Genomic DNA, 20,151 nt, shown 5'->3' with positions numbered 1-20,151 from the left:
TTGCAGTCTTTACCCTTTGTAGATACAGTTGCTATAGTAGAATTATCTACTTTCCATCTTACTTTTACAGTATTTATTTACTTTTAATAATTTCTCACCATTAATTCTTTATATTCCTGCTCTTTATCTTCATACTTAGTATGTAAATTATGAGGTCTAGCAACTGCTTTAATATTATAATCTTGATATAAATCTCTAATGAAATCACAATCGTTATAAGATAATAAAAACTTACCTTTAACTTGATTTAAAGCTCTTTTAAGTCTTAAATGGTCCTCTTCTGTAAATTGCACCTGGTAATATTTTTCTGTACCATAATAAGGTGGATCTAGATAAAAAAATGATTTAGGCTTATTATATGTCCGTATTAAATCTTCAAAATCCCTATTTTCTATTACTACCTTAGACAATCTCTCCTGTACTATTTCAAGGTATTTAACCATTGTAGAAACATCTTTCTTAACACATCCATAACTATGTAATCTAGATCCATAACTTGTCTTAATGATCATAAAGAATCTTGCAGCTCTTTGTATATCTGTCATACCTACAGTATTGTAACTCTGTTTGAATTGATTAAATAGTTCCCTAGAATTCAAAAAGAATTTAAGTTACCTTTCAACTTCTGGACAATGATATTTTACACACTTAAATAAATTTACAAGATCACTGTTATAATCATTATATATCTCTGTTTCTGCATGTCTTTCTGAGTGGAATAGCACCCATCCAACTTATAAAACTTCTTATTATAACCAATCCTTTCTGTAAACCTTCAGTTGAAACTAGCTACTTAATGTTATTTACTCTGGCTTATCTAACGCAGTAGACTTTCCAAAATAAAAAGCTACTACCATAAGTATTACACTATATGACTTATCCGCATCAATACTACCTGTAATATTTAAAACAATAAATAAGATAACAACTAATATAGCTATTATCTTTCTAACCTCTATTAATGCTGTTAATTTTTCTTTCATCAATCATTTACCTGCCTTTCTTAATAATCTAACTTCTACAGTTGCTAGCTCTGCTCTATTAACTGGTTTATCTGGCTTAAATGTACCATCATCGTATCCGTTCATCAATTCATTATCAATCGCTTCTATTATGTTTTTTTCAGCCCAATGAATTTGTTAGTAGAATAATCACTGTCTATTTCACTAAATCAATTTTTTAGTTAATCTCCATAAAGTTCTTTAATAGTAATCTAATACTTCTATCCTTTCTTACAATATATCCTTTGTTTTTTTATTAAATCATATTTCGTAGTTAATCACTTTCTAAGAATCCAACTAGTTAGCCACCTTTTCCCTTACCAAAACTACGAGTATTACCCATGATTCTTATTTGTCCAGTGTTGTCTTTGTCGGCACGTATTTAATTCTAAAAACTCTCCTAAATTAATTATTGTTGTACCTTTCATTAACAAAGACTCCTTTTAATTGTTTAATTTATTTATTATAATTTAATACTCTAATTTGTTTATTCTTTTTTCTTTGCATACTTGTCCAAAATATGTACATTATTTACCAATTATCTCATTCCTTACTTTTGAAGTTCTACGAATAGTTATCCTTTGTACTTTTAGATTTCCTAGGTAAAATATATATTCATTATTAATTAAGCTTTTTATAAATATTTTATTTAGTAATTAATCCTTCATCAATAAACTGTTTTTCTAGCCTATCATGAATATAATCTAATGCATCACACCACTGATCCTGTGGATAATTTTTTTTCACTACTTTAAATAATTCATCAGCATAAAATTTACATAAAGCATCGTTAATACGCTGTATACCCTCTTTTTCTTCTCCTTCAGGAAACTTACATACTACTTCAATTTGGGGTAGTTTCATATACAAACCCTCCTAAGTAATCTCTCTAATTTATATGTATTACTAGTTGTCTAATATTGGTAAGTATGACTAATTAATTTCTCAAGATTGTTCCTTTATTAATATCTGGATATGAAACTAAGGTTAAACAACAACCTGTAAAATATCCAATAGCACAGAAGAGCTTTTTCTTATCTCTTATTATTTTTTAATATAAAAATACTCTTTGGTTACAATCAAACAGTAACCAAAGAGGTTGATACTTCTTCTTTCAATATATTATTAAGTTAGATGAAAATACTCTATTCCGCAAGCTTTTCTTTTAAATAATTAGCAATTTATGTTTGACCACACTGAACTGCGTATTCGTATGCTCCAACATTTTTCAATGTTGTATCACCATTCTTAATCAAATGATAAACTTGTAGTGCTTTATCTTTACTATTCATAGAATCTCTCCATAATTTATTATTAACTCAATTTCAAATATTTTGTGATTTTAATCTAGCTAAAATTATTAATTGAATAAAAGTTATTATATAAATTATATTTTTGATAGTATCTAAAATAAACCCAAATTGCACTTTAGTAATAAGTGAAAATATCGTGAAAACTAAATTTTTCTGTACAAATAACTAATGCATATTTCTATATTAGATACTTATACTTTGGGTAATATTTCTTTTATTATGAACTACATTTTTAATTCTTGTTACACTACAATAATGTAGCAACAGAAACTAATAACTCTTAAAATAAATTTGATAAGACTATAGACTCTTTAATATTACTTATTCTTAGCTGATATTATATGTAATGCTTCTGTTTCCTTGTCTTTTTCTAACACTAATTCTTTTACTTGGAATTTATCAACATTTTCTAATACATAATCTTTCATCTTTGCATCAATACTTGCAGATTCTTCTTCCATAAGTTTTACTTCCTCATCAGTAGATGCAGAAATACGTTCTTGATTAAATGATGTTATTTCTTCAGACTTAGAATCTAATACAATCCTTTGATGTTGATCATCTGACCAAGTATAAGTATATTCAATAATATTAATAATGTATTGATTATTTTTCTTTATCATATCTTTTACTTCGTACTTATCTATATAAAGAGCACCCATTCCAGCTGATACATATTTATCTTCATCTTCATAGTATTTAACATGTCTGGAACTATCTTTAGTAAACTTTTTATTAAAATCATTACCATATAAAACTTTAGCTGCTTCTTGAACTTCATCAGCTGTAAACATCTTATATTCTTCTGTTGTTGTTTGAAGGTAATCACATACGATTAACCATGCCCAATCTTCATTCGCATTATTTATATCTTCAAATTCTGGTATTTTTTCGCCCTCACCAGAATCATATATTAGACCAACATACTTGCTTATTTCTTCTTTCTCAGCTTCTGTTATATTATTATCCTCTGCTACTGCCTGTTGTTGTTCAACCGTCTGTTGCTTATCAGTCGTAGTATTTGATGATGAAGTATCATTATTATCTGTCTTCTTTTTCACCAATACCAATAATATAACCATGACTATTAAAGTTAATACTATTCCTATTATTAACGGTGCTTTTTTATTCTTATTGTCCTTCATAAATATCCCCTTATCTCGTTGTTATAATCTTTACTAGAAATTTCTTTTTATTATGTTTGTCTATACCCTAACAAAATTTAATGTCGCTTCTGTCACTACATTATTGTAGTAGCAACATCTATACATATTATTACTTATAATTTTATTTGTCAACATGATAAAATTAAACTTATATGAATGTACAAGAATCAATACTTCTACTCCAAGTATATATAGGATTAGAAACTGATATTATAATTAATTTATATCAAACTATAGAAAAAATAACCTTAGTTATGTTATATTATAATTATCCAAATATTATCGGGGTGAATAATATGATAGCTGGAATATATGTAAGAAAATCCAAATTCACTGGTAAAGGTGAATCTATACAGAATCAAATTCAACTATGTAAAGAATATGCTGTCTCAAAAGGATATACTATTGATGATGGCTTAATATATCATGATGAAGGTTTCTCAGGTGGAAATATCAATAGACCTGCTTTTCAAGATATGATAAAAGATGTTAAGGCTAAGAGATTTCATGTCTTGATATGCTACCGCTTGGACAGAATAAGTCGTTCTGTTGCTGATTTCTCAGAAACTCTTGAAATGCTTAATAGATATGATGTATCATTTGTATCAATAAAAGAACAGTTTGATACTACTACTCCTATGGGTCGAGCCATGATTTACATATCAAGTGTATTTGCTCAACTAGAAAGAGAAACAGCAGCTGAGAGAATCAAAGACAATATGCTTTCACTGGCTGAGACTGGAAGATGGCTTGGAGGTACAACCCCTACTGGTTTTTATTCTGAACCAATTAAATATATTCATAGTGATATGAAAGAACGTACAATGTATAAGCTATCCCCTATTCAAGAAGAGTTGGACCTTGTCAGATTATTATATGATAAATATCTAGAATTAGGTAGTCTAGCACAAGTGGAAACTTATTGCTTACAGAACCATATCAAAAGTAAAAAGAACAGAGATTTCAATAAGAATACAATAAGGACTATACTTATTAACCCTGTCTATGCTATAGGTGATGAAGATACATATAATTATCTATATAGTATAGGTTGTCAGATATTCTCTGATAAAGAAAAGTTTGATGGTAAGCATGGCATTATGGTATATAATAAGACTATAGAGAAAAAGAATAAAAGTAATAAGCTTCGTGATCCAAATGAATGGATTGTAGCTCTTGGTAAGCACAAGAGTATAATTAAAGGTGAGAAATGGGTTCTAACACAGAATATGCTGTTGAAAAACAGAGATAAAGCACCAAGGCAGGGTACATCATCTGTTGGGTTGTTATCTGGCTTAATTCGCTGTAGTAAGTGCGGTCAACCTATGCGTGTTAAACATGGGCATGTCAGAAAAGATGGTACGAAGAATTATTACTATGTATGTACATTAAAAGATACTTCCAGAAGTAAACGTTGTGATAATATCAATCTCAATGGTCCTTATGGAGATAGATTTGTTGTTGAACGTATTAAAGAGTTCTTTAATGCTCCTGATGGACTATTAAGTGATGTTGAAGATAATAAGAATAATATTAATTCGCTCAAGAAAGAATTAGAAAAAGAACGTGAAAATGTAAAAGTACAGATTAACAATAATCAGAAGTCTATAGATCATTTGGTTAAACAACTAGCTGATAACCAAAACAGTTCAGCTTCAAAATATATAATAAAAGAGATTGAAGATCTTGATAAAGAAAATATAAAGCTTCAAAATGAACTTAACACAGAATTATCACTTGCTAAATTAGATAATGAATTAATTAATATATCTCTACTTAATGAATCAGCAATCAATTTTGTCAAGTCAATAGATTCTGCTGATACTGAAGAAAAAAAGAAACTGTTACATAACGTAGTATCAAGTATATATTGGGATGGAGATAAGATAGAAGTCAACTTCTTTGGTAAAAAAAAACTGAATAATAAGGGGTATCCATATGGTAACATGGGTGCGTCGTTTGGTATGGATAGCATTTTCTATACACCTAGCCGCATATGTAGCTAACCTAGTACCTTTATCTATATCAAAGGTAGTAATTGCTTTTATGAGACCAATAGTACCAATAGATATTAGATCATCCATATCTCTATCTGTTGTATTATATTTTTTAACAATATGAGCAACCAAGCGTAAATTTCTCTCAATCAATATATTTCGGGCTTGCATATCGCCTTCTTTACACTTAATTAAATATTTCCTTTCTTCATCACTCGATAAAGGTTTAGGAAATGATTGAGATGTTGTAAAATAGAATCCTGGTAAAATGAATGTCAAAAAGTTAAATAGCAAATCAAAAGCACCTCTAAATATGTATTCATAATAGTTTATGAAAAAAATACTCAGAAAGTGCCTTTCCACCTAAATTTCTTTACTTTTTAATCTAATAATTGTGTTTTTCGGAAATTCTTTGTCTACATGAAATCTTATAACTTGTTTAGGATGAGGTGCACTTTCAACCAAGTTACCTTCTTCATCCCACATTTCTTTTATGGTTGTCTTATAATTTTGTCCATCCACAGCCATAAATTCTATTTCATCTCCAACACAGAATTTATTTCTCTGTTGAATGGTGATCAACTCTTTATCAACATCATATTCTATGACTTTTCCAATAAAAGTATAACTTCTTATATAAGTATTACTGTCATATATTTGTTCATTATGGTCTGGACGTTTAAAATAAAAACCTGTTGTAAATTTTCTATGAGTACATTTTCTGATTTCCTCTAAATAATAAGGAATATTATTTCTATATTTGGTTTCATCCTCAAAATAATCATCTATAGCTTTTCTATAAGTTCTAGTAACAGTAGCTACGTATAATTGAGTTTTCATTCTGCCTTCAATCTTAAAACTATTTACTCCTGCATCTATAAGATTAGGAACAAATTCTAGCATACATAGATCTTTGGAGTTATATACGTAAGTACCTCTATCATTTTCAAATATAGGCATATATTCATTAGGACGAGTCTCTTCTACAAGATGATATTGCCATCTGCAAGGATGAGTACATGCTCCTTTGTTAGCATCTCTTCCAGCCATATAATTACTCAATAAACATCTTCCTGAATATGAAATACACATAGCGCCATGTACAAAAGCTTCAATATCAAGCGTATCAGGAGTTTTCTCTTTTATCTTTTTTATTTCTTCAAATGATAGTTCTCGTGCAACAACTACTCTCTTAACTCCTAGACGATGCCAGAAATCAACACTTTTATAATTGGTATTATTTGCTTGTGTACTGAGATGAATCTCCATATCAGGTAAAATTTCCTGGGCAATAGTTAGAATTCCAGGATCAGCTATAATTAATCCATCTGGGTTAATATCCTTTATCTCTTCAAAATAATCATAAACTTGATCAATATCATCATTATGTGCAATAATATTGGCAGTAACATATACTTTTACATTATGCCTATGAGCAAATTCGATACCTTGTTTCATTTGTTCAGTTGAAAAATTTTTAGCCTTTGCTCTCAATCCAAAATGTTGTCCTCCTATATATACAGCATCAGCACCATATAGCACAGCTACTTCCAAATTTTCTAAGCTTCCAGCCGGTATAAGTAATTCAGGTTTATTCAACGTTTCCACTCCTTTAATTAACTATCTATATTTATAATTTTACTATTTTTTGTAACTAAGTGTAACCCCATCAGCAATAGGCAATATAGATGTTTGTAGGTTTTTATTATGATTCAGTTGCCATAAGTATTCTCGCATACGATTGTGTATTGTCCTTTGTCTTCTAGGTACACTGAATCTTGATTTTGCTACTGTTCCATTCTGAAGAACATTATCGCAAATAAGTAATCCACCTGTTTTTAACAATCTAAGGCACTCAGGTAAAAAAGTCAAATACTGCCCTTTAGCAGCATCCATGAATATAACATCAAATTCATCTTCAAGTGTTGAGAGTATATTACCTGCATCACCTTCCAATAATGTTATGATATGCTCTTTTTGAGCCTTTTTAATATTTTCTTTTGCATTTTTTATCATGTCTTCTGATCTCTCAATGGTAATTATCTTACCATTTGTAGTAATAAAATCACTCATAATAATTGAAGAATAGCCAACAGCAGTACCAATTTCTAATATTCTACTTGGTCTTTTAGTTGCTAATAAAAATCTTAACAGATTTTTAACTTCTGACTTAATTATTGGAACATTATTATTAAGTGCTTCATTTCTAATTTTTCGTATAATCATATTATCATCAGGCTCTATAGCCATTAGATAGTCCCTAATATATTGATAAGTGATTTCACTCATTACAAAACTCCTTATAACTTAACTATAGGGACTGATTCATAATACATTTTTAATTATTTATAGCAAATACTAACTAAAATGTATTATGAGACAGCCCCTTTATTTCATACTATTTATATTTTATTATGTTTTAACTAATAGAATTCCTTTTGTAATTTACCCTTAACTTTGTTATGAGCTTCTAAATTTTCATTGAACTCATGTTCTCCTGTTTCAGCATTTCTAAGAGAGAAATATAAATAATCACTCTCTGCTGGGTATAGAGCTGCTTCTATAGAACGCTCACCTGGATTAGCTATAGGTCCAGCAGGAAGACCACTATTTAGATAAGTATTATAAGGCGATTTTATATCTAAATCAGAGAGTAGTAATCTTTCTCTTGGTTTACCAAGAGCATACATAACAGTAGAACACATCTGTAATTTCATAGGTTTATCTAGTCTATTATATATAACTGAAGCAACCATTTCTCTTTCTTCGTCTACTCTGACTTCTCTTTCAATAATTGATGCAATAGTAATTATATCATCAATACTATATCCTAACTCCTCTGCCCTATCATAATACTCATCTTTAAATACTTTATCAAACTGTTTTAGCATAATACTAACAATATCTTTAGCTGTTGCATCGGTATATATTTCATAAGTAGATGGAAATAGATATCCTTGCAATTTTAAATTTCTATCAGGTATTTTATCAGTAAACTTATAATCATATGCAATATTATTAACAGCATCTAGAAACTCAGATTCTTTGCATATATTTTCTTTAGATAATTTTTTGGCTATTTGAGCCACTGTATACCCTTCTGGTATAGTAAATTTAATTGTTTCTTTCTTAGCTCCTTGAGTTGTTAGTATACGAGCTATTTCTTCATCTGTCATACCAGTATTTAATGTATAGTTACCATATTGGAAGTTATCCTTACCAGAAAGCTTGGTATAAACTAAAAAATAATAAGTATTGTTGATTAATTCATTATCATGCAATATTTTTGCAATCTCTTTGGATGAAGTACCTTTTGGTATCTTTATATCCACTGTTTTAACAACTACATCTTCTGCAGGTGTTTTAGCCATAAATTTATAAGAGTAGTCATATACTTTCGTGCCCACAAAATATATAATAAATATGGCGGCACAAACTATTACAATTTTTGATACTGCATGCAACATTATAATTGAATTTTTTTTATTATTCATATTTAGTCACCTTTCTGGTTTAACTCAATCCGTATTATTATTTTAGTAATTAATCTTATGTCTAATTACGAATCTATTCAATAAATGAAATATTGAAATTAAGGCATTCTGCTATACAATTATATATTGCTTCTATTATCCTTGATAATTTGTTTTCTGCATTAAGGAATTCTTTTACTTCTGTTTTTTCAATAGTTTCATTATATTCTTCATTAAGTCTTAACATATTTTCATAACATTCAAAAGAACCATCACCATATTCTGAATGGATATTGAAAGACTTCTTTTTGTATTCAACAATTTCTTGTTGTAACTGTGGATTAGATTCTATTACATTCTTGCAATTTAGATAATCATTATATTCTTTTAAATGTTTTATTTTATCAACAAATAATTTTGTCTCTTCTATATAATCCACCAACAAGCATCCTTTCAATATCTTAATAAACTAAAAAACGTTATAACTAATTATATCTGTATTTAAACTTCCATAATAATAGGTAGAATCATAGGGCTTCTTTTTGTTTGTGTCCATAAAAAATCTCTTAAAGCGTCCCTAACTACTCCTTTTATCTTAGACCAATCAGTTATTCTTTTCTTATTACACTGATCTAAAGCTTCTTTAACTACATGTCTAGCTTCTAGCATCAAATCTTCTGATTCTCTAACATAAACAAATCCTCTTGATATTATATCAGGACCACATAGTATTTGTCCACTCTGTTTTTGTAAAGTGACAACAACTATCAATAATCCATCTTGCGAAAGTTTTTGTCTATCTCTTAATACTATATTTCCAACATCTCCAACTCCTAGACCATCAACTAAGATTTGTTCTGCTGGTACTTTTCCAGTTACTTTACCGCCTTCTTTATTAATTTCCAAGACGTCTCCACTGGAAAGAATAAATATATTATCTCTCTTCATACCAATACTCTCTGCTAATTGAACATGTTTTACTAAATGTCTATATTCACCATGTACAGGAACAAAATATTTTGGTTTAACTAAAGTATGAAGTAACTTCAATTCTTCTTGTAAAGCATGTCCTGAAACATGAGTATCTTCACATATAACTTCTGCACCTTTTCTATATAGATCATTAATAACTTTTGAAACTGTTTTCTCATTTCCAGGAATTGGCTTAGAACTGAATATAATTCTATCTCCATGTTTTATTACTATTTTCTTATGAACAGATGCAGCCATTCTAGATAAAGCTGCCATAGGTTCGCCTTGACTTCCTGTAGTAATAATAACCAACTGACCGTCTTTATATTTATTTATATCTTCTACATCAATCATCATTTTGTCAGGAACTTTCAAATAGCCCAATTCCATTGCTGTTTTGACTACATTTATCATGCTTCTGCCTTCAACAACAACTTTTCTATTGAACTTCTGTGCTGCCCATATAATCTGTTGTACTCTATCAACATTAGAAGCAAAAGTAGCCACTATTATTCTCTTGAAATCAGAATCCAAGAATATGTCATCTAGTGATTCTCCTACTGTTCTTTCTGACATAGTGTACCCTTTTCTCTCAACATTCGTACTGTCTGCCATAAATAAAAGGACACCTTTTCTACCTAGTTCAGCAAATCTCTGTAAATTGATCGCTTCACCTCTAATTGGTGTATAATCAATTTTGAAATCCCCTGAATGAATTACCACACCAACAGGCGTAGTTATAGCTAGAGCTACAGCATCTGCTATACTGTGATTGGTTCTTATGAATTCAATTCTGAAAGAACCTAATGTAATAAATTGACCAGGCATAACACATTTTCTTTTAACACTCTTTAACATGTTATGTTCCTTTAATTTATTTTCAACTAACCCAATAGTCAATCTAGTTCCATATACAGGTACATTGACATCACGAAGAACATAAGGCAAAGCTCCAATATGATCTTCATGCCCATGAGTTAGTACAATACCCTTTACCTTCTCTATATTGTCTTTTAGATATGTTACATCTGGGATAACCAAATCTATCCCTAACATTTCGTCTTCTGGAAATGCTATACCGCAATCAACAACAATAATTTCATTGTTATATTCAAAAGCAGTAATATTCATACCTATTTGCTCGAGTCCGCCTAAAGGTATAACTTTAAGTTTTGCTTGCTTTTTTGTCAAACTGACACCTCCTATAATTATAAGATAATTTCTATATTTACACCCAAACAGTTATTTTGAAATTACCTTTTCGTGTTCAACTTAAAATTAATAATTTTGCATAGTCTAAAACTTCTTGTTTTCTTACATAATCATAAAAATAATTTGAAGATATCACTATGTACATATTAGTAAACAATATAATCTTAAGTCAAACATCAGTACTACATGAATATATTTATCATAAATATATTCAACAATAAATTTCTCTCCGCACTTTGATTACTATTTACAGTTTTTACAAATACCATAAAATTTTACTTTGTGATCAGTAACCGTGAAACCGTATTTTTCTTCGAATCCTTCTTCTATGGATTCCATTAAGTCATCTTCAACTTCAATAACTTTACCACAATTTTCACAGATTAAATGATGGTGATGGTGATGGTGATTATCATTACTAAACTTACCAATTTCATATCTTATAAATCCATCGTCTAAGTTTAATTTATCTATTAATTTTAACTCATGCAAGAGTTGTATAGTCCTATATACAGTAGCTAGTCCGATTTCGGGGCATTTCTTCCTTACTATCTCATATATCTCTTCTGCCGTTAAATGATTTCCCTCATTATTTTGAAGCGCATCTAATACAGTTCTTCTTTGAGTAGTAAGCTTAAATCCTTTTTCTTTCAACATTTTCTTAAAATCTTCACTGCTAACAGACACTTATATTCCCCCATACTTTTTTTATATACCATATATTTATATAACTTTATTCAAGTTTATATCTATCAATCGTATAATTTGTAGGTTCTTAATTAATATATTACCAATACAAATGTTAAATATAGATAATATAATTATAAATCCCTAATATGATTTTGTCAAATTTGGTACTAAATATCCAAATCAATATCTTCTACTTTATCCATTAATTTTTCACTGACAGGTAACAGTTCGTCATCATCATCTACAATTTCATATATTACATCATCGTCATCAAGACCTACTGCTTTAAGAACATATGCAGTTATATCATCCAATTCCAATTCATCTTTTTCGACTGCTAATAAATATGTCTCTTCATTATATTCTAAAGAGCTTAAAATTGCAAATTCTACATCTTCTCCCGTTTCTTCAAACGTAAATACAATAGTTTCCACCAATTATCCACCTTTCAAATTATTAACCATTTTAATTAATTTTATAACTATATATATTTCAAAATAATTATTCTTTTTATAATCTTATTATTAATATTAGATATATTCTATTAATTTTGCTGCAAGTTGTCAAGATACCCTTGTAAAATAAAAACCGCTGCCATCTTGTCTATAACCTTATTTTGCTTTTTTCTGCTAAGATCAGCTTCTAGTAAAGACCTTTTGGCACCTATTGTACTAAGTCTTTCATCCCAAGTTTCTACTGGAATGCCAAACTCTCTAATTAATCTATCTTTAAAATATAAGGTCCTATCCACTCTGTCTCCAGATGTATTATTCATGTTTTTAGGAAGACCTAATACAATCTTTTCTATATTATACTCATTTACTATATCACCTAATCTTGAAATTGTTGATTTAAGATTATTTTCTTCTTTTCTATTAATAGTCTCAATACCTTGGGCAGTCCATCCAAACGGGTCACTAACTGCAACTCCCAAAGTCTTGCTTCCATAGTCCAAACCTAAAATACGCATTCTACCACATTCCTCAACATTTTCTTTTCATATCATAATAAAAGTGTGCTCTTTGCACACTTTTCAAACAAGAATAGTATACTAATCATTAATACATCTTGTATATTATACGACTACTTACAGTTATTGTCTATATAATTTTTTACCAACTCTTCTAATAATTCATCTCTTTCAACTTTACTTATCAAACTTCTAGCATTTTTATGGCTAGTAATATAAGTAGGATCACCAGATAAAATGTACCCTACAATCTGAGATATAGGGTTATATCCTTTCTCTGTAAGGGCTTCATATACACTTACCAATATTTCGTTCGCTTGTTCAGGTTCTTTATTGAATTTTTTAAAAAATTGCGTATTATTTATGTTTTTCACCCATATCACCATCCTCACTTACACTATTCCATATTTGCCTTGTTTAAATAACAAATAAGAAATTTTATTAAATTAGCAACTTATATATAAATAATATTATAAATGACAAGCTTTTATACCAACATATAAAATATTATATATCCTTTTACTATATATTAATATATATATAAACAAAATACAATTAAAATTTGCTTTGTAATATTATTTTAATCTTATCCAATTATATACTTCCTACTAAATAATCATTTTCTATTTTAACAATTGTAGCCTTAAGTTGTTGATTCTGTATATTATTATCATTTATAACCTTGACTTTTATATAATTTTCTGTAAAACCAAAATAACATTTTTTCCCATCAATTATTGTTTCTTCTTCAAACAATACTACTACATCTTTGTTGATGAATTTTTGTAAGAAGTCATTGCGTATTCTCTTTTCCTCGCTAGATAGAATGTGACTTCGTTCTGTTTTTATTTTTGGATTGATTTGATCTTTTCTTGCAGCAGCAGGTGTACCTTTTCTCATAGAATACTTAAAAACATGAATACCACTAAATCCAATTTTCTTAACAAAATCCATTGTATCGTTAAATTCTTTATCCGTTTCACCTGGAAATCCTACTATTATGTCTGTGGTAATTGATGGATTATCATAAGCTTTTCTTATGATATTGACTTTTTCAAAAAATTGGTCTGTAGTATATTTCCTATTCATTCTTTTTAGAGTTTCATCGCAACCACTTTGCAAAGATAAATGAAAATGTGGACATATTTTTTTCAATGCTGATATCTGTTTTACGAATTCATCAGTAATCAAATTAGGTTCTAGAGAACCGAGCCTAATTCTTAAAATTCCCTTTATTGTGTTTAATTTAATCAGCAAGTCAATGAGTGAAGTATTAGCCATATCTTTACCATATGAGGCGATGTGTATCCCTGTTAATACGATTTCATGATATCCTTTCCTTGCGAGAGTATTAACTTCATCTACAACACTGCTCATTTCTCTACTTCTTATTCTACCCCTAGTATATGGAATAATACAATATGAGCAAAATTGATTACAACCATCCTGTATTTTAATATACGCTCTTGTTTTTTCGTTTACTTTGGAAATGAAAATATTTTCATATCTAGTTGTTTTCCCAATATCTTCTACAACGTTGATTTTATTTCCTTCATTAATGTATTCTTCCACTAATTCAACTATTCTATTTTTATTATTACTACCTATTACGAGATCTATATTTTTGTCATTCTCCAATTTATCTTTTGCTATCTGAGCATAACATCCTACAGCTACAATAATAGCATTCTCATTAGTATGTTCTGCTTTTGATAACATTTGTCTTGATTTCTTATCTGCTACATTAGTAACAGTACATGTATTAACAACATAAATATCTGCTTTATCTTTGAAATCAACTATTTCATATCCAGCTTTTTCAAACAGTTCTTCCATAGCTTCTGTTTCGTATTGATTTACTTTACAACCCAAAGTATGTGTAGATACAGTTTTATTACGTCCATATTTTTCATAAAACTCTTTATTACCAAGCTTCAAATCAGCTTTATCTATATTAATATCTTTCATAAGATTAATTCCTCCTAATTTCACATAAATATATGCTACCATACAGTAGATAGGTAATCAACTCATTTCATACCAAAATCCAAATTGCTAAACTAATTGTATTCTCTATTGAATATTTGTTGATTATAGCCTCTATAGATGGCTTAGTTAGTCCAAAATGGTTATACTTATTTACTAAATATACTATTTGGAGAATATGTATTAATCTAGTAAAAAACTCCAAATAGACATAAGAATGTGCTAATCCTTAAATACATATCAATACCTTACAATATTTATTTATTTTTTTGTATATTATTTCAGTAGTTTAACTAAAACCACCTAATATAGTTTACTTTTTTTGGTAATTTTAATCATTGACTTATTTCTCTATAAAGGTTAGTATATTCATGTATTAAAATATTAAAAAACACTTTTAAGGGGGTCAATTACATGAAAACAATTAAAGTAACATTGAATTCAATCGATAAAGTTAAAAATTTCGTTAATGCAATCAGTAAATTTGATTCTGATTTTGATTTAGTTTCAGGTCGCTATGTTATTGATGCTAAATCAATTATGGGAATATTCAGTTTAGATTTAAGTAAACCAATTGAATTAACTATCCATGATGATAAAGCATTCGATCACGTTGCTGGCACTTTAAAAGATTTTATCGTTGAATAATCATTGAATTTCACGTTTGTGAAATACCAATATGGTTTAACCATATAAAAATCCACTTATAAGTGGATTTTTGTTATAGTCAAATTTTATTTTATTCTTCTTCATCTGGTTTAATTTTAACTAATTCTATATTATTAATTGCTTCTTCTATCATTTCATCTATTTTCTCTAGACGTTTTTCAGATCTGATTATTGACTTTAATGAAGGCTTAGTAACTGGATGTTTAGCAACGAAAATTGTACAACAGTCTTCATAAGGTAAAATAGAAGTTTCATAAGTTTCTATTTTCTCACTGATTTCTACAATTTCTTGCTTATCAAATCCTATAAGAGGTCTAAAAACAGGCATATTACAAACTGCATTCGTAGTTGTTAGACTCTGTATTGTTTGTGATGCCACTTGACCAATACTCTCACCGGTAACTAATGCAAGTGCACCATTTTTCTCTGCTATTTTTTCAGCTATAATCATCATTATCCTACGCATTATGATAGTTAATTGTTCGTGAGGACATTGTTCGTATATATATAACTGTATATCTGTAAAAGGCACTACATTAAGATTAATTCTACCTGAATACTTAGAAACGATTTTAGCTAAATCAATAACTTTTTGCTTAGCTCTATCACTGGTATAAGGATGACTATGATAATAGACAGCATCTAACTTGACACCACGTTTAGCTACCAAATAACCTGCGACAGGTGAGTCAATTCCTCCTGATAACATAAGCATAGCTTTACCATTTGAACCTACAGGCATTCCGCCTAATCCTTTGATTACTTTAGAATAAATATAGGCTCTGCTTCTTATTTCCACCCATACTTTAACTTGTGGTTTTTTTACATCAACTTTCAACTGTGGAATATTATCAAGTAGATAAGCACCTACTTCACAAGCAATTTCCATAGAATTAAGAGGATACCTCTTATCTGCCCTTCTTGCATCAACTTTAAATGTAAAGTTGAAATCTTCGTATTCATCTTTCATATACTCAAGCGCTGATTGCTTGACTAATTCAAAATCCATATCATCAAGAACAATGACAGGACAAATTCCTACAATTCCAAATATTTTTGATAATCTTTCAATAACTTCTTCATAATCATAATCTGAAAATGGCTCAATAAATATTCTGCCCTGTTCTTTGCTTACTTTGAAATCTCCACAATGCTTAACCGTTCTTCTTATATGTTCAACAAGAATATTCTCGAATATATATCTATTCTTACCTTTAAGCGCTATTTCTCCATATTTGATTAAAAAAGCTTTTTTAAGTTTACTCATAAGTTAATCCAATCCTTCCAAAATCATTTGTCTATATAATTGATTATTAATGCCTAACAAACTTTCTTAATACTGGTACTATCTTTTTTAATTCTTCTACACATGTATCAAGTTCTTCTATTGTATTATTAATACAAAAGCTAAATCTAATAGTTGATAAAGCTTCTTCATTGCTAAGCCCAATACCTTGTAGAGGTCCTGTTTTAGAAGGTTTATTAGATGAACATGCTGAACCTGTAGATACGAATATATCTTTTTCTTCAAGACTATGAAGTAATACTTCTCCTCTAAGTTTATCAAATCTTATACTTAATATATGAGGAGCACCTTTATCTACTTGTATACCGTTTACATACGTATCAGGTATTTCATTAATAATTCTATTAGCTAAATGTTCTTTTAATTTATATAAATTTTTGACATTACAATCTATATTATCATACATTCTTTCTGCTGCATACCCTACAGCAGCTATTCCTGGAACATTTTCTGTTCCTGATCTGATACCATTCTGTTGAAATCCTCCATATATGATGGGATTGATCTTTATATTATCATTAATATAGATCACACCTATACCTTTAGGTGCATGAAATTTATGACCGCTTATACTTAATATATCAATATTATATTTCTTAGGATATATCTTTAATTTACCAAATGATTGTATAGCGTCTACATGAAAAACCGTTTCACTATTTTTTTCTTTTATAATTTTGCCTATCTCTTCTATTGGCATAATTGTTCCGATTTCATTATTAACATGCATTATTGATACCAGAATAGTATCTTTACGTATATTTCTCCTCAATTGTTCTAAATCAATAAGCCCATCACTATCTACTGGTAGAACTGTTATCTCATAATCATTATCCCCTAGATAATTAATTGTATTCTTAACTGAAGAATGTTCAATAGCGGTAGTAATAATATGTTTACCTGTTCTCTTATAAGCATTGGCTATACCTAGTATTGCAAGGTTATTAGATTCTGTACCTCCAGATGTAAAATATATTTCTTTTTTATTCACTTTCAATATTTTTGAAAATATATCTTTTGATTTAAGTATATATTTTTCAGCTTGAAATCCTTTTTTGTGTAATGAGGAGGGATTACCGTAATCTTGCCCAAAAACTTTACACATTAAATTTATAGCTTCTTCAAAAGGTCTTGTAGTAGCCCCATTATCTAAATAAATTTCCATTTTAGACATCCTTTCAGTCATAAAATTCGTTCCGAATAAAAACTTAAGAAAGATATATTATATTAAACTCACTAAAGTTTAATATAATATATCTTCCGAAAACCGTTACCTTTAAAAAAATGTTTGGAGTACCTAACTATTGGGTTATTTTTTTGCAACATTTTCTATAGCTTGGACAACTCTTGATTTTTGGAATGGTTTCACAATAAAATCTTTTGCTCCATTTTTTATTGCTTCTATTACCATAGGTTGCTGACCCATAGCAGAACACATAATTACTTTTGAATTAGGACTTGCCTTAAGTATTTCTGGAAGTGCTGTTACACCATCCATTTCAGGCATCGTAATATCAAGTGTAATTACATCTGGTTGCAATTCTTTAGCCTTACTTATTGCTTCTTTCCCATTATTGGCTTCTCCACAAATATCATAATTTTCTTCTGCTAACATTTTCTTTAAAACGGTTCTCATGAAAATTGCATCATCAACGATTAATACTCTTAATGCCATACTATTCCTCCTCAAGTTGAAACATCAATAATGATAATATAGCTAATCCTGCTGTTTCTGTCCTTAATATTCTTTTTCCTAGCGTTATGATATTAGCCTCACTACTTTTAGCCTTCTCTATCTCATCAAGGCTAAATCCTCCCTCAGGACCTATAAATACTCCAATCCTCTCACAACACAACTTGTTAATAAATTCTCTTGATTCTTTTATATTTTTAGCATTTTCATAAGGGAAAATAGTTGTATCCATTTGCCTAGAATATTCTATCGCATCTTGAAATTTCATTATATTATTAACCTTTGGAATAATACCTCTATTAGATTGTTTTGCAGCAGACCCGGCAACCTTATTCCATCTAGCTAACTTCTTAGCTGAATTTTTGTTGTCTATCTTAACGATACTTCTATCAGTAATAACAGGAATAACTTCATATACTCCAAGTTCTACTGCTTTCTGCACAATTAATTCCATTTTCGATTGTTTTGGCAAAGCTTGAAAAAGGTAAATTCTTGTATTTAATTCCGTCTCTGATTGTGTTTTTGTAATAATTTTTGTATTTATAGAATTATCTTCAATACTATTAATTATACAATAATAATCATTGCTATGTCCATCACAAATTATAATTTCTTCATTTTTGTTCATTCTAAGTACATTTTTAATATGCTTTACATCTTCACCAACAATACGAATTTCATTTTCAACAATTTGATTAGGTTCCACAAAAAATCTATGCATACAAAACACGCTTTCCTTTCAAAAATACATAAATGCTAAATAGGTCTAGCAACTATTGCCGCCCATTCACCTTTTCTTATAATCTCCAATATCTCAAAACCATTATCAGTCAACGTACCTTTAACATCATCCACTCTATCTAAAATAATACCAGAAGATATAAAAATACCCTTAGGCAATAAATATTCAGAAACTCCTTTAGCTAACATCATTATTATGTCAGCCATAATATTAGCAACTACTATATTAGCTTTTACATTAACTAATTTTAGCAAATCACCATTAAGCACATGAACTTTATCTTCCACTTTATTAGTTATTACATTCTCTTTAGTTGCTTTTACAGCATTTTTGTCAAGGTCAATACATGTTACTTCTCTAGAACCTAATTTGGCAGCGGTAATACCTAATATTCCACTACCACAACCAACATCTATCACCGAATAATCATTATCCAAATATTTGTTTAGCATACTGATACACATTGAAGTGGTTTCATGTGTTCCTGACCCAAAAGCCATACCAGGGTCAATTTCTATTATAACATCTTCATGAGTACTTTTCGTGTACTTTTCCCATGTTGGTTTAATTATTATATTATCTATTTTAAATGGCTTATAATATTTTTTCCAATTGTTTGCCCAGTCTTCATCATTTATGGTAGATGACTCTATCTTACCTGTACCAACATCTATATATTTATTTATATCAATTAACTTGTTTTTTATGATCTCTAACTTTTCTTCTATGTTTTCTTCATCTGACAAGTAAAATTTTACATAGGTATCATTATTATTATCAATGACACCTTCTTCAATATAATCGATAATAATTTCTTTTCTATCTTCACTAGAAAGAGTATTATCTACCACTTCTACACCTTGAATTCCTTGTTGAGTAAGCATATAGCTTACTGCTTCAATAGCTTCATTATTGATATAGACTTTGCACATGGTCCATTTCAATTCATTTACACATCCTT

At 29.1% G+C, this 20,151-nt stretch carries 22 protein-coding genes and 1 pseudogene; 2 read left to right on the top strand and 21 right to left on the bottom strand.

What is annotated here, in order from left to right:
- Positions 1-83: 83 nt before the first annotated feature.
- The 5 genes from QMG30_RS18465 to QMG30_RS18445 form a co-directional block, all read right to left on the bottom strand.
- The gene (locus tag QMG30_RS18465; protein WP_281817948.1) at positions 84-599 is read right to left on the bottom strand and encodes a DNA adenine methylase; all 516 of its coding nucleotides are present in this window, start codon (positions 597-599) and stop codon (positions 84-86) included.
- 204 nt (positions 600-803) lie between these two features.
- Positions 804-986: a hypothetical protein gene (locus tag QMG30_RS18460; protein WP_281817945.1), complete on the bottom strand. Its 183-nt coding sequence runs from the start codon at positions 984-986 to the stop codon at positions 804-806.
- Positions 987-1,136, bottom strand: a complete 150-nt coding sequence (locus QMG30_RS18455; RefSeq protein WP_281818002.1) for an S-layer homology domain-containing protein — start codon at positions 1,134-1,136, stop codon at positions 987-989.
- A gap of 510 nt (positions 1,137-1,646) precedes the next feature.
- Entirely contained in the window at positions 1,647-1,865 is a 219-nt protein-coding gene (locus QMG30_RS18450) for a hypothetical protein (RefSeq protein WP_281817943.1), read from the bottom strand.
- Between the two features lie 766 nt (positions 1,866-2,631).
- Positions 2,632-3,459, bottom strand: a complete 828-nt coding sequence (locus QMG30_RS18445; protein ID WP_281817941.1) for a hypothetical protein — start codon at positions 3,457-3,459, stop codon at positions 2,632-2,634.
- Between the two features lie 173 nt (positions 3,460-3,632).
- On the opposite strand from QMG30_RS18445, the gene QMG30_RS18440 reads away from it, so the two are divergent.
- The gene (locus QMG30_RS18440; RefSeq protein WP_334305041.1) at positions 3,633-5,486 is read left to right on the top strand and encodes a recombinase family protein; all 1,854 of its coding nucleotides are present in this window, start codon (positions 3,633-3,635) and stop codon (positions 5,484-5,486) included.
- On the opposite strand, the pseudogene QMG30_RS25170 reads toward QMG30_RS18440, so the two are convergent.
- From QMG30_RS25170 to mtaB, 11 genes and pseudogenes are all read right to left on the bottom strand, one after another.
- Positions 5,448-5,747 (bottom strand): annotated as a pseudogene (locus QMG30_RS25170) (sigma-70 family RNA polymerase sigma factor); the annotation flags it as partial. The gene QMG30_RS18440 and the pseudogene QMG30_RS25170 sit on opposite strands and share 39 nt — an antisense overlap.
- A 93-nt stretch (positions 5,748-5,840) precedes the next feature.
- Positions 5,841-7,076, bottom strand: coding sequence for a peptidase U32 family protein (locus QMG30_RS18430; RefSeq protein ID WP_281817938.1), 1,236 nt, complete (start codon positions 7,074-7,076; stop codon positions 5,841-5,843).
- A 42-nt stretch (positions 7,077-7,118) separates the two neighbouring features.
- On the bottom strand, positions 7,119-7,766 hold the full coding sequence (locus QMG30_RS18425) for an O-methyltransferase (RefSeq protein ID WP_281817936.1): 648 nt from the start codon (positions 7,764-7,766) through the stop codon (positions 7,119-7,121).
- 134 nt (positions 7,767-7,900) lie between these two features.
- Positions 7,901-8,971: an endolytic transglycosylase MltG gene (gene mltG, locus QMG30_RS18420; RefSeq protein WP_281817935.1), complete on the bottom strand. Its 1,071-nt coding sequence runs from the start codon at positions 8,969-8,971 to the stop codon at positions 7,901-7,903.
- Positions 8,972-9,044: 73 nt separating this feature from the next.
- Positions 9,045-9,389 (bottom strand): YlbF/YmcA family competence regulator, encoded by a 345-nt coding sequence (locus QMG30_RS18415; protein WP_281817933.1) that lies wholly within the window; start codon positions 9,387-9,389, stop codon positions 9,045-9,047.
- 62 nt (positions 9,390-9,451) lie between these two features.
- Positions 9,452-11,113, bottom strand: coding sequence for a ribonuclease J (locus QMG30_RS18410; protein WP_281817930.1), 1,662 nt, complete (start codon positions 11,111-11,113; stop codon positions 9,452-9,454).
- Between the two features lie 264 nt (positions 11,114-11,377).
- On the bottom strand, positions 11,378-11,821 hold the full coding sequence (locus tag QMG30_RS18405) for a Fur family transcriptional regulator (protein WP_281817927.1): 444 nt from the start codon (positions 11,819-11,821) through the stop codon (positions 11,378-11,380).
- Positions 11,822-11,991: 170 nt separating this feature from the next.
- The gene (locus QMG30_RS18400) at positions 11,992-12,258 is read right to left on the bottom strand and encodes a DUF1292 domain-containing protein (RefSeq protein ID WP_281817925.1); all 267 of its coding nucleotides are present in this window, start codon (positions 12,256-12,258) and stop codon (positions 11,992-11,994) included.
- A gap of 110 nt (positions 12,259-12,368) precedes the next feature.
- Positions 12,369-12,794: a Holliday junction resolvase RuvX gene (gene ruvX / locus QMG30_RS18395; protein WP_281817923.1), complete on the bottom strand. Its 426-nt coding sequence runs from the start codon at positions 12,792-12,794 to the stop codon at positions 12,369-12,371.
- 113 nt (positions 12,795-12,907) lie between these two features.
- A complete protein-coding gene (locus QMG30_RS18390) occupies positions 12,908-13,168 on the bottom strand; it encodes an IreB family regulatory phosphoprotein (RefSeq protein ID WP_281817921.1) in 261 nt (86 codons plus the stop codon).
- A 220-nt stretch (positions 13,169-13,388) separates the two neighbouring features.
- Positions 13,389-14,762, bottom strand: a complete 1,374-nt coding sequence (gene mtaB / locus QMG30_RS18385) for a tRNA (N(6)-L-threonylcarbamoyladenosine(37)-C(2))-methylthiotransferase MtaB (RefSeq protein WP_281817920.1) — start codon at positions 14,760-14,762, stop codon at positions 13,389-13,391.
- A gap of 432 nt (positions 14,763-15,194) precedes the next feature.
- Here mtaB and QMG30_RS18380 point away from each other — a divergent pair, with 432 nt between their 5' ends.
- Entirely contained in the window at positions 15,195-15,428 is a 234-nt protein-coding gene (locus tag QMG30_RS18380) for an HPr family phosphocarrier protein (RefSeq protein WP_281817919.1), read from the top strand.
- Positions 15,429-15,519: 91 nt separating this feature from the next.
- Here the strand turns inward: QMG30_RS18380 and thiI are convergent, their stop codons facing one another.
- The 5 genes from thiI to prmA all read right to left on the bottom strand — a co-directional run bounded on the left by thiI (position 15,520) and on the right by prmA (position 20,134).
- Entirely contained in the window at positions 15,520-16,716 is a 1,197-nt protein-coding gene (thiI, locus tag QMG30_RS18375) for a tRNA uracil 4-sulfurtransferase ThiI (protein WP_281817917.1), read from the bottom strand.
- Positions 16,717-16,762: 46 nt separating this feature from the next.
- Positions 16,763-17,920, bottom strand: a complete 1,158-nt coding sequence (locus QMG30_RS18370; protein WP_330680783.1) for a cysteine desulfurase family protein — start codon at positions 17,918-17,920, stop codon at positions 16,763-16,765.
- A 144-nt stretch (positions 17,921-18,064) separates the two neighbouring features.
- Complete coding sequence (locus tag QMG30_RS18365) at positions 18,065-18,430, bottom strand: response regulator (RefSeq protein WP_281817911.1); 366 nt, start codon at positions 18,428-18,430, stop codon at positions 18,065-18,067.
- Between the two features lies 1 nt (position 18,431).
- Positions 18,432-19,169, bottom strand: coding sequence for a 16S rRNA (uracil(1498)-N(3))-methyltransferase (locus QMG30_RS18360; RefSeq protein ID WP_281817907.1), 738 nt, complete (start codon positions 19,167-19,169; stop codon positions 18,432-18,434).
- A gap of 35 nt (positions 19,170-19,204) precedes the next feature.
- Positions 19,205-20,134, bottom strand: a complete 930-nt coding sequence (prmA, locus tag QMG30_RS18355) for a 50S ribosomal protein L11 methyltransferase (RefSeq protein ID WP_281817905.1) — start codon at positions 20,132-20,134, stop codon at positions 19,205-19,207.
- Positions 20,135-20,151 lie beyond the last annotated feature (17 nt).

Source organism: Vallitalea longa (assembly GCF_027923465.1).
Classification (GTDB): Bacteria; Bacillota; Clostridia; order Lachnospirales; family Vallitaleaceae; genus Vallitalea; species Vallitalea longa.
Note: the sequence above shows the minus strand (reverse complement) of the source record. Positions and strands in the feature narration are given on the sequence as shown.

Bases quoted from the DNA above. Each gene is read 5' to 3' on its own strand.
- QMG30_RS18450 (WP_281817943.1), bottom strand. From the start codon at position 1,865: ATGAAACTACCCCAAATTGAAGTAGTATGTAAGTTTCCTGAAGGAGAA.
- QMG30_RS18445 (WP_281817941.1), bottom strand. From the start codon at position 3,459: ATGAAGGACAATAAGAATAAAAAAGCACCGTTAATAATAGGAATAGTA.
- QMG30_RS18440 (WP_334305041.1), top strand. From the start codon at position 3,633: ATGAATGTACAAGAATCAATACTTCTACTCCAAGTATATATAGGATTA.
- QMG30_RS18425 (WP_281817936.1), bottom strand. From the start codon at position 7,766: ATGAGTGAAATCACTTATCAATATATTAGGGACTATCTAATGGCTATA.
- mltG (WP_281817935.1), bottom strand. From the start codon at position 8,971: ATGAATAATAAAAAAAATTCAATTATAATGTTGCATGCAGTATCAAAA.
- ruvX (WP_281817923.1), bottom strand. From the start codon at position 12,794: ATGCGTATTTTAGGTTTGGACTATGGAAGCAAGACTTTGGGAGTTGCA.
- mtaB (WP_281817920.1), bottom strand. From the start codon at position 14,762: ATGAAAGATATTAATATAGATAAAGCTGATTTGAAGCTTGGTAATAAA.
- QMG30_RS18380 (WP_281817919.1), top strand. From the start codon at position 15,195: ATGAAAACAATTAAAGTAACATTGAATTCAATCGATAAAGTTAAAAAT.
- thiI (WP_281817917.1), bottom strand. From the start codon at position 16,716: ATGAGTAAACTTAAAAAAGCTTTTTTAATCAAATATGGAGAAATAGCG.
- QMG30_RS18370 (WP_330680783.1), bottom strand. From the start codon at position 17,920: ATGGAAATTTATTTAGATAATGGGGCTACTACAAGACCTTTTGAAGAA.
- QMG30_RS18365 (WP_281817911.1), bottom strand. From the start codon at position 18,430: ATGGCATTAAGAGTATTAATCGTTGATGATGCAATTTTCATGAGAACC.
- QMG30_RS18360 (WP_281817907.1), bottom strand. From the start codon at position 19,169: ATGCATAGATTTTTTGTGGAACCTAATCAAATTGTTGAAAATGAAATT.